At 69.6% G+C, this 15,409-nt stretch carries 13 protein-coding genes; 3 read left to right on the top strand and 10 right to left on the bottom strand.

All coding sequences use genetic code 11. The annotated features are described in order from the left end of the window. Positions 1-32 precede the first annotated feature (32 nt). Positions 33-989, top strand: coding sequence for a zinc-binding alcohol dehydrogenase family protein (locus tag ACFYZQ_RS19485; protein ID WP_389148879.1), 957 nt, complete (start codon positions 33-35; stop codon positions 987-989). Positions 990-1,006: 17 nt separating this feature from the next. Beyond that, the gene (locus ACFYZQ_RS19480) at positions 1,007-1,993 is read left to right on the top strand and encodes an aldo/keto reductase (protein ID WP_389148875.1); all 987 of its coding nucleotides are present in this window, start codon (positions 1,007-1,009) and stop codon (positions 1,991-1,993) included. A gap of 114 nt (positions 1,994-2,107) precedes the next feature. Here the strand turns inward: ACFYZQ_RS19480 and ACFYZQ_RS19475 are convergent, their stop codons facing one another. The 8 genes from ACFYZQ_RS19475 to solA form a co-directional block, all read right to left on the bottom strand. After that, positions 2,108-3,091, bottom strand: coding sequence for a D-2-hydroxyacid dehydrogenase (locus ACFYZQ_RS19475; protein ID WP_389148872.1), 984 nt, complete (start codon positions 3,089-3,091; stop codon positions 2,108-2,110). A gap of 1 nt (position 3,092) precedes the next feature. Then, a complete protein-coding gene (locus ACFYZQ_RS19470) occupies positions 3,093-4,544 on the bottom strand; it encodes an NAD-dependent succinate-semialdehyde dehydrogenase (RefSeq protein WP_389148870.1) in 1,452 nt (483 codons plus the stop codon). A gap of 41 nt (positions 4,545-4,585) precedes the next feature. Further along, positions 4,586-5,866, bottom strand: coding sequence for an NAD(P)/FAD-dependent oxidoreductase (locus tag ACFYZQ_RS19465; RefSeq protein ID WP_389148867.1), 1,281 nt, complete (start codon positions 5,864-5,866; stop codon positions 4,586-4,588). A gap of 171 nt (positions 5,867-6,037) precedes the next feature. Beyond that, positions 6,038-6,805: an amino acid ABC transporter ATP-binding protein gene (locus ACFYZQ_RS19460; protein ID WP_389148864.1), complete on the bottom strand. Its 768-nt coding sequence runs from the start codon at positions 6,803-6,805 to the stop codon at positions 6,038-6,040. Then, positions 6,802-7,758 (bottom strand): amino acid ABC transporter permease, encoded by a 957-nt coding sequence (locus ACFYZQ_RS19455; RefSeq protein WP_389148861.1) that lies wholly within the window; start codon positions 7,756-7,758, stop codon positions 6,802-6,804. The genes ACFYZQ_RS19460 and ACFYZQ_RS19455 overlap by 4 nt, the downstream gene beginning before the upstream one ends. Before the next feature lie 7 nt (positions 7,759-7,765). Further along, positions 7,766-8,704: an ABC transporter substrate-binding protein gene (locus ACFYZQ_RS19450; RefSeq protein WP_389148858.1), complete on the bottom strand. Its 939-nt coding sequence runs from the start codon at positions 8,702-8,704 to the stop codon at positions 7,766-7,768. A gap of 219 nt (positions 8,705-8,923) precedes the next feature. Continuing rightward, positions 8,924-9,604 carry a haloacid dehalogenase type II gene (locus ACFYZQ_RS19445; protein ID WP_232652161.1) on the bottom strand — a complete coding sequence of 227 codons (681 nt, stop codon included), beginning with the start codon at positions 9,602-9,604 and terminating at the stop codon, positions 8,924-8,926. A gap of 116 nt (positions 9,605-9,720) precedes the next feature. Then, on the bottom strand, positions 9,721-10,857 hold the full coding sequence (gene solA / locus ACFYZQ_RS19440; protein WP_389148855.1) for an N-methyl-L-tryptophan oxidase: 1,137 nt from the start codon (positions 10,855-10,857) through the stop codon (positions 9,721-9,723). A 278-nt stretch (positions 10,858-11,135) separates the two neighbouring features. Between solA and ACFYZQ_RS19435 the strand changes: the two genes are divergently transcribed. After that, positions 11,136-12,764: a PucR family transcriptional regulator gene (locus ACFYZQ_RS19435; protein WP_389148852.1), complete on the top strand. Its 1,629-nt coding sequence runs from the start codon at positions 11,136-11,138 to the stop codon at positions 12,762-12,764. A 159-nt stretch (positions 12,765-12,923) separates the two neighbouring features. Here the strand turns inward: ACFYZQ_RS19435 and ACFYZQ_RS19430 are convergent, their stop codons facing one another. Together ACFYZQ_RS19430 and ACFYZQ_RS19425 are read right to left on the bottom strand one after the other, a co-directional pair. Next, positions 12,924-13,982: a tartrate dehydrogenase gene (locus tag ACFYZQ_RS19430; RefSeq protein WP_389148848.1), complete on the bottom strand. Its 1,059-nt coding sequence runs from the start codon at positions 13,980-13,982 to the stop codon at positions 12,924-12,926. Between the two features lie 73 nt (positions 13,983-14,055). After that, on the bottom strand, positions 14,056-14,940 hold the full coding sequence (locus tag ACFYZQ_RS19425) for a LysR family transcriptional regulator (protein ID WP_389148846.1): 885 nt from the start codon (positions 14,938-14,940) through the stop codon (positions 14,056-14,058). Between the last annotated feature and the right edge of the window lie 469 nt (positions 14,941-15,409).

The raw sequence follows: 15,409 nt of genomic DNA, 5'->3' as shown, positions 1-15,409 counted from the left end.
TCCGGCGAACACAGGAAGGTGAGGATCTCCCGATGAAAGTCATAGGACTGACCGAATACGGCGGCCCGGAAGTGCTGCGGCCGTTCGACATCCCCGACCCGCACCCCGGAGCGCAGGAGGTGCTGGTGCGGGTCCACGCCGCCGGTGTGAACCCCGTCGACGCGATGCTCCGCTCCGGGCAGCTGCAGCGGATGTACCAGGGGCTCACTCCCCCGTTCGTCCCCGGGATGGAGGTCGCCGGCACGATCGAGGAGGTCGGCAGCGGGGTGGATCCCCGCTGGGGCCTGGTGGCCGGTGCCCGCGTCGTCGGGTTCGTGGACAATCTGGGCAGCCACGGCGGCTACAGCTCACATCTCGCGCTTTCCGCACGGTCCGTGGTCCTGGCCCCCACAGGCGCCTCCGCCGCCGCGGCGGCCGGCTTCCTGAACAACGCGCTCACCGCCCGGAACGTGCTCGACGCCTTCCGCCTGCCCCCGGGCGGCAGCCTCCTGGTCACCGGCGCCGCCGGCTCGGTCGGCGGCTACCTGGTCGAACTCGGCGCCGCGGAGGGCCTGCACGTCGTAGCCGTCGCGGCGGAGGACGACGCGGACCTGCTCCGTTCGCTCGGCGCGCAGACACTCGTGCCCCGCGGCCCCGACATCGCCGAGCGCGTACTGAAGGAACTGGGCGGCCCGGTGGACGCGGTGGCGGACGCGGCCCTGCTGCACGAGCGGATCGCTCCCGCCGTTCGGGACGGCGGCCAGGTCGGGGTCCTGCGCTTCTGGGACGGCGACCCCGGGCGCGGCATCTGGGTCAAGCACCTCAATGTGCGGGAACGGGACGGGGACCGCGACGCGCTCGTACGGCTTCGCGACCAGGCCGAGGACGGCACGATCTCCCTGCGCGCCGCCCTGCCCTTCGACGCGGACGACGCGGCGGCCGCGCACACACGGCTCGAACAGGGCGCTCTGCGGGAACGCGTCGTCCTGACCTTCGACCACGACAGGTGACTGCGAGGAGGAGCACGATGCACACACGAACGCTTGGACGGGATCTGCGCGTCTCCGCGATCGGGCTCGGCGCCATGGGCATGTCCCAGAGCTACGGCCCGAACCCCGGTGACCGCAAGGACATGATCGCCGTACTCCGCGGCGCCGTCGAACGCGGCGTCACGTTCTTCGACACCGCGGAGGTGTACGGCCCGTACGTCAACGAGGAACTCGTCGGAGAGGCCCTCGCCCCGCTGCGCGACCAGGTGGTGATCGCCACCAAGTTCGGTTTCCGCATCGAGAACGGCGCGCCCGCCGGTCTCGACAGCCGCCCCGAGCAGATCCGTGCCGTGGCCGACGCCTCCCTCAGGCGTCTCGGAGTGGACACGATCGACCTGTTCTACCAGCACCGCGTCGACCCGGACGTGCCGGTCGAGGACGTCGCCGGCACGGTGGGCGAACTGGTCCAGGAGGGCAAGGTCCGCTGCTTCGGGCTCTCGGAGGCCGGTGCGCGGACCATCCGCCGCGCCCACGCGGTGCACCCGGTGACGGCGGTGCAGAGCGAGTACTCGCTGTGGACCCGGGACCCCGAGCCGGAGGTGCTGCCCACGTGTGCGGCCCTCGGCATCGGCTTCGTGCCGTTCAGCCCGCTCGGCAAGGGATTCCTGACCGGGACGGTCGACGCGTCCACGTCGTTCACGGACGGCGACGTCCGCACCACCATCCCCCGTTTCACCGCCGAGAACCGCGCGGCGAACCAGGCTCTCGTGGACCATGTCGCGACGCTCGCCCGGGCCAAGGGCGCCACATCCGGCCAGGTAGCCCTCGCCTGGCTCCTCGCCCAGCACCCGTCGATCGTCCCGATCCCAGGCACACGACGCCTGTCCCGCGTGGAGGAGAACACCGGCGCCACTCGACTGCCGCTCTCCGCCGACGAACTGGCCGACCTGAATGAACTGGCCGGCCGGGTGGGCGTACGGGGCGACCGCTACAACGAGCACCACATGTCCCTGGTCGACAAGTGAGAGAGGCACGTGAGACTTGCGGGCGGACGGCACCGAAGCCGGTGGCGTCCCACCCGTCAGGCCTTCCGTAAGGGCTCCGGAATCACCACGCACTCCGCCCCGCGCTGATCGACTTCAGGCGCGGTGTGCGTCGTCGACCACGTATCCGCGCTGCTTGTCCACCACGTTGCGCAGCGGTCGGCCCTCGAGGCGGCGGGCGAAGTTGTCGAGGAACACCTCGACAAGCGCCTCCCGCTCGCTGGTGGTCTCGCCCGCCGTGTGCGGGGAGATCATCACGCCGGGCATGTTCCACAGAGATGATTCGGCAGGCAGTGGTTCCCGGGCGAACACGTCCAGGGCTGCGCCGGCGAGCCGTCCGGCGAAGAGGTGGTCGACCAGCGCCTCCTCGTCGACGAGTCCGCCCCGGCCTACGTTGATCAGCCGCGCCCCCGGCTTCATGGCGGCGAGCACGGGGGCGTCGACCATGCCCCGGGTGTCCTGGGTGAGGGGGGCGGCCAGGACGACGTAGTCCGCTTCTGTCAGGGCGGAGCGCAGGGTCGTCGCACCGTGGACCGTGCCGAAGTCGGGGTCGTCCGTGCGGGACTCGCGGCCCGCACCGCTCACCCGCATCCCGACGGCGCGCAACAGCCGGGCGATGGCCCGGCCGATCGGCCCCGTCCCCCAGACCAGCACGGTGCGTCCGGTGATGCCGTCACTGGGGCGCGGACGCCACTCGCGGCGCCGCTGGTGCTCCCACGTGCCGGGGAAGTCCTTGGCGAGGGCGAGGATCAGGCCCAGGACGTACTCGGCGGTCGGCTGCTCGTAGACCCCGCGGGCGTTGGTCAGGACAACGTGCGGATCGTCCACCAGGGCGGGGAACAGGAAGGAGTCCACGCCCGCGGAGGACGCGTGGACCCAGCGGGGCGCCTTCCGCGGATCGTCGGGCCACGCCTCCCGGATGGCCGGGGTGATGGTCACCCAGGCCAGGAGGACGTCGGCGCCGGGGAGGAGGTACGGCAATTCCTCCTCGGTGGCGTAGACGGTGTCCGCGAGGCTTTCGATGCGTGCGGTGGCGGGAGGCCGGTTGCCGCGGTAGAGGACGACGAGTCGGTCGCGCATGTCAGCCTCCGACGGGGACGGCCAGGTACTTGTACTCCAGGAACTCGTCGATGCCGACGCGTCCGCCTTCGCGGCCCAGGCCGGACTGCTTGACGCCGCCGAAGGGCGCGGCGGGGTTGGAGACCAGCCCGGTGTTGATGCCGATCATGCCGCTTTCGAGGCGCTCGGCGGCACGCAGGGCACGATCGAGGTTCTGGGTGAACAGGTAGGCGGCCAGACCGAATTCGGTGTCGTTGGCCGCGGCGACGGCCTCGTCCTCGGTCTCGAAGGTGCGGATCGCGGCGACGGGGCCGAAGATCTCGGTGTCGATGATCGCGGAGTCGGGGGCGATACCGGTGAGGACGGTGGGCGGGTAGAAGCAGCCCGGTCCCTCGGGGAGTTCACCGCCGGTCAGGACGGTGGCGCCCCGCTTGACGGCGTCCCGCACCAGGTCGTGGGCCTTGCTGCGGCCGGCGTTGTCGATGAGGGGGCCGACGTCCGTGCCGGGTTCGGTGCCGGGTCCGACGGTGAGGGAGGACATGCGTGCGGCGAGGCGGGAGGCGAACTCCTCGGCGACGGAGGTGTGAACGAAGATGCGGTTGGCCGCGCAGCAGGACTCGCCCATGTTGCGCATCTTGGCGACCATGGTGCCCTCGACGGCCACGTCGAGGTCGGCGTCGTCGAAGACGATGAGGGGGGCGTTGCCGCCCAGTTCCATGGAGGTGCGGATGACGGTGTCGGCGCACTGGGCCAGCAGGATCCGGCCGACCTGGGTGGAGCCGGTGAAGGACAGCTTGCGGACCTGCCCGCCGCGCAGGAGGGGTTCGACGACGCCGGCGGCATCGGCGGTGGTGACGACGTTCAGCACACCGGCAGGCAGACCCGCTTCGGTGAGGATCTCCGCCAGGACGAGGCTGGACAGGGGCGTCTGGGGGGCCGGTTTGAGGACGATGGTGCAGCCGGCGGCGATGGCGGGGCCGATCTTGCGGGTGCCCATCGCCAGGGGGAAGTTCCAGGGAGTGATGAGCAGACAGGGGCCGACGGGCTGACGGGTGACCAGCAGTCGGTTCCTGCCGTCGGGGGCGGTCATCATGCCGCCGTCGATACGGACGGCTTCCTCGGAGAACCAGCGGAAGAACTCCGCCGCGTAGGCGACCTCGGCACGCGCTTCGGCCAGGGGCTTGCCCATCTCCAAGGTCATCAGCAGCGCGAGGTCCTCGGTGCGCGCGATGATGATGTCGTAGGCGCGGCGCAGGATCTCGCTGCGCACACGCGGCGGGGTGGCCGCCCAGGCGGCCTGCGCGGCGACCGCCGCCTCGACGGCACGCCGGCCGTCGCCGGGTGAGGCGTCGGCGACCTGGCACAGTTCCTCGCCGGTGGCCGGGTTGTCGACGGTCAGGGTCCGGCCGGACTCCGCGTCCTGCCAATCGCCGCCGATGAACAGCTGCTTGGGAACATCACGGACGACAGTCATCGTGGGTATCTCCTTGTAGGTGTACGGAGGCTGCCGACCGGTCAGCGGATGCGGTCGAGCGTCTTGTAGTAGGCGCCCGCGAAGGGCAGGAACCAGGCGGTGCCGTTGTAGAGGGGGATGCGGGGCGGGGCGATGTCGCGGACGGGGCTGACCTCGGGGTGGCCGTCCATCACCTCGGCCATGACCTGACCCATGTGGGTGGCCATCTGCACGCCGTGGCCGGCGTATCCCATGGAGTAGTAGACGCCGTCCTCGGTCTGCCCGGCGTGCACGATGCGGTCCATGGCGAAGCCGACGGAGCCGCCCCACACGTACTCGATCCTGGTGCGGGAGAGCTGGGGGAAGATCCCGCACATCTCGCGGAACAGGACGGCCCCGCTCTTCTTGTCCGAGGTGGGGTCGGACGGTGCGAAGCGGGCGCGGCCTCCGAACAGCAGCCGGTTGTCCGGGGTGAGCCGGAAGTAGTGGCAGACCTTGTTGGAGTCGACGATGAGGCGGGCCTTGGGGATGATGTCCCGGGCGAGTTCCTCGCCGAGCGGCTCGGTGACGATGATGAAGCTGCCCACGCAGACCTGCTGGCGGCGCAGCCACGGGAAGTTCTTGTCGGTGTAGGCGTCGGTGGCCATCATGACCTGCGCGGCACGGATCACACCGCGCTCGGTACTGACCTCGAACCGGCCGGCGGCGGTACGCCGCACGCCGATGGCCGCGTTGCGCTCGTGGATCTCGACACCGGTGCGCTCGCACGCCTCGGCCATACCGCGCACGAAGCGGCCGACGTGCAGGGCGGCGCTGAACGGGTCGAGCAGGCCGCCGTGGTAGGCGTCGGAGCCGATCTCGGACCGCAGTTCGGCCTTGCCGATCAGAGTGGTCTCGTGGCCGAAGTACTTGGCCAGGTCGTGCTGTTGGGCCTTCTTGCTCTCGAAGTGGGCGGGGCGGGACGCGACGCCCAGGCGTCCGACGCGGCGGAACTGGCAGTCGATGGACTCCTCGTTCACGAGCCGCTCGACGGTGTCCACGGCCTCGCCGTAGGAGTTGTAGATCTCGCGGGCCCGTTCGAGTCCGTACCGGTGGATGGCCTGGCCCACGCCGATGGTGAAGCCCAGGTTGGCCATGCCGCCGTTGCGTGCGGAGGCACCGGAGCCGATCTGGCCCTTCTCGACGAGGGTGACGCGGGCGCCCTTGCGGGCGGAGTGCAGGGCGGTGGACAGGCCCGTCAGGCCGGCGCCGACGACCACCAGGTCGGTGTCCTCGGTCAGCGGCTTGCCGGATCGGTCGGGAAACGCCCCGGCGGTTTCTATCCAGTAGGGAATCGTCTTCATTCGGGGTCCTTTGGCGGGGAGTTTCGAAGTGTGGGCGACCCGGCGCCCACAGGGGCCCGGCCGACCGCGCTGTCAGCGCTGTGACGGTCGGATCGACGTCACTGGAGGGCGTTGCAGACCAGGACCGGCACGCCCGGAGGCCGGAGCCGCCACCGCATGTCCGGGCTGCTTCTAGAGCACCCTTTCGAGGAACTCCTGGGTTCGTTTCTCCCGCGGATTGGCCAGCACTTCGCGTGCGTCGCCGCGTTCGACTGCGATGCCTTCGTCCATGAACAGCACTTCGTCGGCGACCTCGCGGGCGAAGGCCATCTCGTGGGTGACGAGCAGCATGGTCATGCCGTTGCCGGCGAGGTCGCGCATGACGGCGAGGACTTCGCCCACGCGCTCGGGGTCCAGCGCGCTGGTGGGTTCGTCGAACAGCATGATGGTGGGTTCCATCGCGAGCGCGCGGGCGATGGCCACGCGCTGCTGCTGGCCGCCGGAGAGCTGGGCGGGGTACTTGTGGCCGCACCCTTCCAGGCCGACCCTGGCCAGCAGTTCCCGCGCCCGCTCCCGGCAGGCGGCGCGGTCCTTCTTCTGCACCAGCACCGGTCCGGACATGACGTTGCTTTCGGCGGTCATGTTGGGGAACAGGTTGAACTGCTGGAAGACCATGCCGACGCGGGCGCGCTGCTCGGCCAGCCGCTGCGGTCGGACGGCGTGGTAGGCGTCGTCCTTCTCGACGTAGCCGAAGTCCTCTCCGTTGACCCGCAGGACTCCGCGGTCGACGGTCTCCAGCCCATTGACACACCGCAGCAGCGTTGATTTGCCCGAGCCGCTCGGACCGATGATGCAGGAGATCTCCCCGGCCGCGACGTTCAGGTCGATGTCGTGCAGGACCTGGTGACGTCCGAAGCTCTTGCAGAGCTTGCGTGCGACGATCGTTCCGTCGGCGTTCACAGCAGCGACTCCCTCGCGGTGGGAACTGGCTGGCCGGCCCCGGGCTCGGCCGCGATGGCGGCCGGGGTCAGCCGTGCCCGGGTCGAGCGGGAGAAACGGCGCTCGATCATGGACTGCGGCACGCTCAGCACCAGCGTCATGATCAGGTACCAGAGGCTGGCCACGATCAGCAGCGGAATCGTCTGGTAGTTGCGGGCGTAGATCGCCTGTGCGCTCTGCAGCAGGTCGGCGACGCCGAGCACGCTCACCAGCGAGGTCTCCTTGAGCATGCCGATCACCTGATTGCCGGTGGCCGGGATGATCGCAGGCATGGTCTGCGGGATGATCACGTGCCGGAGCTTGGTGAACCCGGACATGCCCAGGGAGTCCGCGGCCTCGTGCTGTCCGCGGCTGACCGAGGCGAACCCGCCGCGGATGATCTCGGACATGTACGCGGCCTGGTTGAGCGTCAGCCCCACGATGGCCGCGGTCATCGGCGTCATGATCGCGTTCACGTTCACCGGCGTGGAGACGTCGGTGAACGGCACACTGATCGACAGGTTCGGGTAGAGCGCCGCGATGTTGAACCAGAAGATCAACTGCACGAGCACCGGGGTGCCGCGGAAGAAGGTGATGTACAGCTGGGCCAGCCCGGAGACGGGCCGCTGGTGCGACATGCGCATCACCGCCAGCACCAGCCCCAGCAGCGTGCCCAGGGCCATGCTGACCACGGTCAGGAGCAGCGTGATCAGCAGGCCGTTGAGGATGGTCTGAGTGGTGAAGTAGCTGAACACCACCGGCCAGCGATAGTTCTCGTTCGTCACCGCGGTCCACACCAGGCCGGCGACGATCGTGATCGCGACGGCCCAGGCGACGTAGTCGCGCGGACGCTTCGGCGTGATCCGCTTCTTCTCTTCGGCCAGCAGTGGGGGCACCGGTCGGCTCCTGGTCGTCGTGGTCTCGATCACGTCCATCGGCGTCTCAGTCCTGCGGGACGGCCATGGCCGCGGTCTTGATCCCGAGGCCCTTGAGACCCCAGCGGCCCAGCGCCTGGTCGTACTTGGGGCTGTCGATGATCGACTGGATGGCAGCCTGCACCGCGGGGGTCAGCGGCGAGTCCTTCTTCAGGGCGAGGGTCGCGGGCTTGGTGGTCACCATGGGCTGCAGGACGTCGAACGTCTTGGGCTGCTGCTCGGCCGCCCACCCGAGCGAGATGAAGTCGTACATCACCGCGTCGATCCGCTTGGAGACCAGCTGGGTGAGAGCGTCGTTCACGCTGGGCAGGGTCACCGGCTTGATGGCCGGCTTGCCCTTGCTCGTACAGTCCTGCTTGGACAGCTGGGGCAGCCACTGCAGCTCCTGGGTGCTGCCGGAGGTGACACCGACGCGGTGCCCGCACAGTGTGTGGGTGCCCAGCTTCTGCGGGTTGCCGTAGGGGACGGACACTCCGGTCCCGGAGTTGACGTAGTCGACCATGTCGAGCACCTTCAGCCGGTCCTTCGTGGCGCCCATGGTGGAGGCGGTGAAGTCGTACCGATCGGCCTGCAGTCCGGTGATGATGGTGTCGAACTTGACGTTGTCGATCTGCAGCTTCATGCCGAGCTTGGCGGCGATCAGCCGGGCCATGTCCGGGTTGAACCCGATCGGGGTCTTGTTGTCCGATGCCATGAACGTGGTGGGCGGGTACGTCAGGTCCATGGCCACCGAGAGCGTGCCCTTGGCCTTCACCGCCGCGGGCAGCAGCTTCACGGCCTTGGCATCCGGCTTCACGCCGACCGAGATGTCGTCGGTGTGCTCGGCCGACGAGCCGGATCCTCCGCCCTGCTCCGTGCTCTTCGCCCCCACGCTCTGCTGGGTGCCGCTCGCCCCGCACGCGGCGAGCGCGAGGGCCAGGGCGGTCGTGACGATCGGGATGCTCAAGTGTCTGTTGACCTGCAGGGCGGCAGCCCGGGCGCCTGCGGTGCGGAGTACGGTTCTGCGGCTTGTCCGGTTGCTTTCCATGGCGGGGCCTCCTGGAGAACGCTGGGGATACGGCGGATACGGGGAGTCCGTGATGCGGGGAATCCGTGATGCGGGGAATCCGTGATGCGAGGGACGATGTGCGGATCGGACCGGGGGGTGGGACGTCGTCGTAGCGCGTCAGATGCCCAGCATCTGGTTGAGCTCGTTCAGCGACTTGACGGTCACGTAGTCGTAGCCGTGGGTGACCGGGTCGCAGCCGCGGTCCAGGAGGACGAGGTTGCGGAAGCCCATGTCGTGCATCGGCATCAGGTCGTAGCGGGTGTGCGAGGAGACGTGCACGAAGTCCTCGGGGGACGCGTCGAGCTGGTCGAGCATGTACTCGAACGCTGCGTACCGGGGCTTGTAGTAGCCGGCCTGCTCCGCGGTGAAGACCGCGTGGAAGTCCGCCCCGAGCCGGGGCACGCTCTCCTCGAGGAACGCGTCGCCGGCGTTGGAGAGGATCACCAGCTTGTAGTTCTCGCCCATCTTCTTCAGGGGTTCCGGCACGTCGGCGTGCGGGCCCCAGCTGCGCACGCCGTCGGCGAACCGCTTGCCGGCGTCCGGAGCGGCCTTCACGCCCCACTTGCGGCAGACCCCCTCGAAGGCGTCCTGCAGAGTCTGCTCGTAGGGGTAGTACTTGCCAAGGACCGAGTCGTAGCGGTAGCCGCGGAACTCCTTGACGAACTGGTCCCAGTGCTCGGCCGGGATCTGGTCGCCGACGAGTTCACGCGTGATGGGGGTCATCGGCCACTCGATCAACGTGCCGTAGCAGTCGAACGAGACGTACTTCGGGCGGAACTGGAACGAGGGAATGGGCATGGAAGTGCTCCACTTCTTGCTTCGGGGTACTGGTCAGGGCCGACATGGGCCTTTTTCTGCATGCTCATGACAGAGATGTCGGGAGTGGGGGGTGATGACGCCGACGACGCCGGGGATCAGGCGGCGCCGACTCCTGCCGGAGCGAGGAAGGCGACGGGGTGCTGCGTGGTGCCGTCGAGCGCCAGGTCGGCGGCGATCTCTCCCATCGCGGGCGAGATCTTGAAGCCGCTGCCCGAGAACCCGGCCATCACGATGATGTCGTCCTCGCCGGGGAGATGACCGACGAGCGGGTTTCCGGACTGCGTGTAGCCCTCCATGTAGGCCGACATCCTGATGGGGTCGGGGTTCAGGTCGGGCATGAGTTCGCCGATGAGCTCGCGGAAGGTGCCGAGTTCCTCGGGGCGGACCGTACGGTCGAACCGTTCGGGCTCGGGCACCGCCGCATGGTATTTGAAGGAGAGGCCGAGCTTGACGGAGATGCCGTCGGGCGACGGGATTCCGAAGCAGTCATGGGGTGCGGCGCGCACGAAGGGAGGAGCACCGCCCGCGAACCAGTCGTGGCGGGTGGGCAGGTGCCAGGAGCAGACCACCCGGCGGACGTCGATGGTTCGGGGAAGGTCCGGGAGCAGGGTGTTGATCCAGGGGCCCACGGTCACCACGGCGGCGTCCACGTGGTCCGTGCCCTGGTCGGTGACGACCCGCACCCCGCCACCCGCCGCGGGGACGACCTCGCGCACCGTGGTGTAGCGGTGCAGCCGGGCGCCCAGGTGCTCGGCACGGGCGGCGGCGGCCTGGACGGACGCCTCCGGCCTGATGACGGCGCCCAACCGGTCGAGGACGGCGGTGTGTCCGTCCGGGAGCCGGTGCTGTGGGTAGCGGCGGGCTAGTTCTTCCCGGTCCAGTACCTCATGATCCAGCCCCTGGGCGGCGCTGGTGGAGAGGAGGAGGCTCATGGACGGCGAGGAGGCCTCTCCCATCACCAGGCCGCCGCTGCGGCGTCGCAGCGACCGGCCCGTCTCCGCCTGGAGCTGCTCCCACATCCGGTCCGCGAGCCGCAGCAGAGGAACGTACGCGGGCTCGCCGAGGTGGGCGGCTCGGTAGATGCGGCTCTCGCCCCCGGCCGCGCCGCGGTCGTGACCCGGTGCGTACCGGTCGTAGCCGATGACCTCGGCTCCGCGGGCGGCCAGTCGCCACATGGCCTGGCTGCCCATGCTGCCGGCACCGATCACGGCGACCCGCTTGGGGATGCGCATGAGGTCGCTCCTCTCGATGGTGTGGTCTGGGTGGCAGTCGGGTCCCAGCACGGCGCGGATACCGTGCGGACCTTTCCGGTCCGGATCCTGCTGGGGATGGCGTTCACTTTCCGCCCGGCGGAACCTGCAGGTCAACCCACACTGTGTTCCGACTCGGGGCCTTCTCGAGACGGTCTGTCACTGCGGACGGCCGGACTGCGCGAATGAGGGCTCTCCTCTTGTCACGATGAGTGGCCGGTGCGAAGGTGAGCCCGGTTCCCTCGGATGAAAGACCCCCTATGCCGCCCAGACACCACGCAACCGGGCACTTCCCTACCCTCAGGGAGGTACTGGGCCTGCCCGTGCTCGCCGAAGGGATGCCGCGCGTGCTGGCCGGCGAGTCACAACTGGACGGCCCGGTGCGCTGGGTGCATGTCACCGAGCTGCTCAACCCCGCGGACTTCCTGGAGGGCGGCGAGCTGGTACTGACGACCGGCATGCCGCATCCCGAGGACGCCTCCGAGCTGCGCGGCTACGTCGACCAGCTGGCGGATGTCGGCACGGCCGGCCTGATCGTAGAGCTCGGTTACCGGTACCAGAAGGTGCCCCACGAGCTGGTGGCGGCGTGCCGTGCTCGTGACGTGCCGCTGGTCGAGCTGGCCCGCGGCGTCCGGTTCATCGACGTCACGCAGACGGTGCACGCGCTCATCCTCGACGCCCAAGGGGCCCTGCTGCGCCGCGGGAGGGACATTCAGGACATCTTCACCGCCCTGACGCTGCGGGGCGCCGGCCCCGAGGAACTGGTGCACACCACCGCGGAGCTCACCGGAGCCCCCGTGGTGCTGGAGGATCTCACCCACCGGGTCCTCATGTGCGAGCTGCTCGGTCGGCCGTACGAGCCGGTGGTGTCGGCCTGGTCGCGGCGTTCGCGGGCCGCACCGACGCCGGAGAGGATCGCGCCGAGCGGCCCGGAGGGGTGGCTGATCGCGCCGGTGCAGGACCACCGCGGGACGTGGGGGCGGCTGGTCCTGCTGGAGGGCCGGCTGAACGCCGAGCCCGACCCGGAACACGTTCTTGTGCTGGAAAGTGCGGCGGTCGCGCTGACCATGGCGCGCCTGGCGGGTCAAGCCTGGTGGGAGCGCCGGGCCCACCGCTCCGTACTGCGAGACCTGTACGAACGGCGTTTCCGCTCCCCCGCCGACGCACGTGCCCGCACGGAGGCGCTGGGGCTCCCTACCTTCGGACACCGGCTCTTCGCCGTGGTCATTCGACACCCGTGCACCGGCACCGGCACTGCGGATGAGCACCTCGACGAACGGATCGCGAAGGCGCTGACGCACACGGGCGTGCGCGCCCTGGTCGGCGAGACGGCCCCCGGTCGGATCGGCGTACTCATGGCACTGGCACAGGCGAGCGCCTGGCAGCCGGTCGCCGAGCGGATCGGCCGTCTGACCCGGGAAGAGCTCGGACCGCGGGCAGTCGTCGCCGTCGGCCCCGGGGTGACCGACCTGGGCGGGATCGCCCGGTCGTGGCAGGAGGCCGAGCAGACGGCCGATGCCATCACACCGGCCTCCCCGGAGCGGTGGTTCTACGTGCCCGCCGACGTCCGGCTGCCGGATCTGCTGGGCGTCCTGCGGGAGGACACCCGTCTTCAGCAGTACGCGGAACGGCAGCTGACCCGCCTCATAGAGCACGACGACCGCAACAGCGGCGATCTCCTCCCGGCGCTGCGCGCCTATCTGGCGGCGGCCGGGAACAAGTCGGTCGCGGCGAAACACGTCGGTATGTCCCGGCAGGCGTACTACCAGCGCCTGCACACCATCGAACGGCTCCTCGGCTGCGACCTGGAATCAGGTCTGCAGCGCACGTCCCTGCATGTCGCGGTGCTGGTCCTGGACGCGGGTGAGGCTCCTGTTCCGGGGGCATGACCCCGTCGCCGATGAGGAGGAACGCGGCGCAACCGGGACGCGGAACGGCCCCTGCCACGGGGCCGGTGGCAGGCGGCTCGGGAAAGGGCGGAGGGCGCGGGAGTGCCCGACGACCGGTGGGCGGCGTCGTCCCCGCCGCCCACCGCGGAGGGAGACGGCTCAGAGGAGCTCGATCAGCTTGTCGGTGAACTCGGTGGTGGTCGCGGTTCCGCCCAGGTCACGAGTGCGGGTATCGCTCTTGGCCAGGACCGTCGCGATCGCGTCCGTGACGTCCCTGGCCGCGGCGGAATGGCCGAGGTGGTCGAGCATCATGGCCGCGGACCAGATCGCGCCCAGCGGGTTGGCGATGCCCTGGCCCGCGATGTCGGGCGCGGAGCCGTGCACCGGCTCGAACATCGAGGGAAAGTCCCGCTCGGGGTTGAGGTTGGCCGCCGGGGCGATACCGATGGATCCGGCGACCGCGGCCGCGAGGTCGCTGAGGATGTCGCCGAAGAGGTTGGAGGCGACGACGACGTCGAAGCGGGAGGGGTCGAGGACGAACTTGGCCGCCAGCGCGTCGATGTGCTCCTGGTCCCAGGTGACGCCGGGGTGCTCGGCGGCCCGTTCGGCGATCAGCTCGTCCCAGAACGGCATGGTGTGGATGATGCCGTTGGACTTGGTGGCGGAGGTGAGCCTCCCTCGACGACGGGCGGCGAGCGAGAACGCGTAGTCGGCGATCCGGGTCACCCCGGCCCGGGTGAACACCGCTTCCTGGACAGCAAGTTCCTCGGACGTGCCCTGGTTCAGCCGTCCGCCGATCTCGCTGTACTCGCCCTCGACGTTCTCCCGCACGATGACGATGTCGACCTCGCCCGGACGTGCGCCGCGCACCGGACTGTCGATGCCTTCGAAGACACGGACGGGCCGGAGGTTGACGTACTGGCGAAAGCTGCGCCGGATCGGGATCAGCAGTCCCCACAGCGAGACGTGGTCGGGCACCCCCGGGTATCCCACGGCGCCCAGCAGGATGGCGTCCTTCTCACGCAGCTGGTCGATCCCGTCGGCGGGCATCATGGCGCCCTCGCGCAGATACCGCTCGCACGACCAGTCGTACGACGTGTAGGACAGGCGGAAGCCGTGGCGGCGGCCGAGGACATCGAGCACCTGCTGTGCTGGGGGCAGTACCTCAGCGCCGATGCCGTCGCCGGGGATCAGGGCAATGCGGTGGTTCGTCGTCATGCCGTCGATTGCAGCAAGGCGGTCCGTGGGGCGTCCAAGACGCAAAGCGGATATCTCTTATAAGCGGTGGCTATCATCCGTCGGCGGCGGAGGTGGCGGTCGTGACGAACGCGGCGGCTGCCGGCGACAGGCTGCCGCGGCGGCTGACGAGAGCGATGTCCAAGCTGGTCTCCGGCTCGATGTCCAGGACGCGGGCGCCCAGCCGCCGGGCGAGGTCCCGCCAGGAATCCATGACCACCGCGAGCCCTACCCCGGCCAGTACCAAGGGCATGAGCGACACCCGGTGCTCCGTCTCGGCGGCGATGGTGAACTCGATGCCCTGATCGCGCAGCGCGTCGACGTAGGCGCGCATCCCGGTACCCGGCTGCCCGACGATCAGCCGCTGTCCTGCGAGCTCCCGGCACTCCACCGCCGTCCGACCGGCGAACGGACCGTCGGCCGGCACCAACAGCACGAAGCGCTGCCGCTCCAGCGCATGGGAGACGACCTCCTTGTCGGAGAACGGCCCGGTGGAGGCCAAAAGCCCCAGTTCCACGGCACCCGTGCGCACCATGTCGACCACATCACGCACGGTGAACGCCGCTTTGATGGCCACGGAGACACCGGGGTACCGGTGGCTGAAGGCACTCACCAAACTCGTCAGCGGCTCCACCGCCTGCGACGGCACGGATGCCACGTCCAGGCGCCCCTCGCGCAGTTCGTGCACCGCCGCAACACTGGCCCGCGCCGTCTGCAGACTCCGCACGGCCTCCCGTGCAGGCTCGATCAGGGCCCTTCCGGCCTCCGTCAGCACCGCCCTGCGTCCGATGCGATGGAACAGCTCGGAACCGAGATCCCGCTCCAGTGCCCGCACGGCCTGTGACAGCGACGGCTGCGACACGTACAGAGCCGAGGCCGCACGGTTGAACCCACCGCGGTCGACAATCGCGAGGAAGTACTCCAGCTGCCGAACATCCATTTCGCGCCCTCTGCCCTCAAGAAATCAACCGACGACTTTTGGCCCCGGCCATGGTTGCGTGAAGGACAGCCTCGACGAAGTACCACCGACCACAGGCGCTGCGCCCCTGGCCGCCCCGTAGTCCGCCGGTTCCCGGGACGTCACGGCCCGCTGGCGATCGACCCGCGCCGTCTGACCCAGGACGACCGCGTCACGCTGCGTCAGAACCAGTGTCGAACGAGCGTCAAGACATCATAGGAACAGCAGGTCAGACGCCCAGAGCGGCAAACGGGCGGCAAGGCCGAGGGACCGTCCCGCTCAAGGCTGGGCAGGACGCGGCTCGACGGGCACGGCGTCCACGCCGACGTGAGCCCGATCTGCGGAGCGTAGGACGCCGCGGGACTCAGTGGTGCCGAGGGTGCCCGGCGCACGGTCAGCGTGCGCCCGGGCTTTTCATAGTCACAGAAACAGGGCTGCTCTATGAGAGCGG

The organism is Streptomyces sp. NPDC001843 (assembly GCF_042891955.1).
Taxonomy (GTDB): Bacteria; Actinomycetota; Actinomycetes; order Streptomycetales; family Streptomycetaceae; genus Streptomyces.
This window is presented reverse-complemented; position numbering and strand designations above follow the sequence as displayed.

Bases quoted from the DNA above. Each gene is read 5' to 3' on its own strand.
- ACFYZQ_RS19445 (WP_232652161.1), bottom strand. From the start codon at position 9,604: ATGCCCATTCCCTCGTTCCAGTTCCGCCCGAAGTACGTCTCGTTCGAC.
- ACFYZQ_RS19455 (WP_389148861.1), bottom strand. From the start codon at position 7,758: ATGGACGTGATCGAGACCACGACGACCAGGAGCCGACCGGTGCCCCCA.
- ACFYZQ_RS19485 (WP_389148879.1), top strand. From the start codon at position 33: ATGAAAGTCATAGGACTGACCGAATACGGCGGCCCGGAAGTGCTGCGG.
- ACFYZQ_RS19475 (WP_389148872.1), bottom strand. From the start codon at position 3,091: ATGCGCGACCGACTCGTCGTCCTCTACCGCGGCAACCGGCCTCCCGCC.
- solA (WP_389148855.1), bottom strand. From the start codon at position 10,857: ATGCGCATCCCCAAGCGGGTCGCCGTGATCGGTGCCGGCAGCATGGGC.
- ACFYZQ_RS19470 (WP_389148870.1), bottom strand. From the start codon at position 4,544: ATGACTGTCGTCCGTGATGTTCCCAAGCAGCTGTTCATCGGCGGCGAT.
- ACFYZQ_RS19480 (WP_389148875.1), top strand. From the start codon at position 1,007: ATGCACACACGAACGCTTGGACGGGATCTGCGCGTCTCCGCGATCGGG.
- ACFYZQ_RS19435 (WP_389148852.1), top strand. From the start codon at position 11,136: ATGCCGCCCAGACACCACGCAACCGGGCACTTCCCTACCCTCAGGGAG.
- ACFYZQ_RS19430 (WP_389148848.1), bottom strand. From the start codon at position 13,982: ATGACGACGAACCACCGCATTGCCCTGATCCCCGGCGACGGCATCGGC.
- ACFYZQ_RS19465 (WP_389148867.1), bottom strand. From the start codon at position 5,866: ATGAAGACGATTCCCTACTGGATAGAAACCGCCGGGGCGTTTCCCGAC.
- ACFYZQ_RS19425 (WP_389148846.1), bottom strand. From the start codon at position 14,940: ATGGATGTTCGGCAGCTGGAGTACTTCCTCGCGATTGTCGACCGCGGT.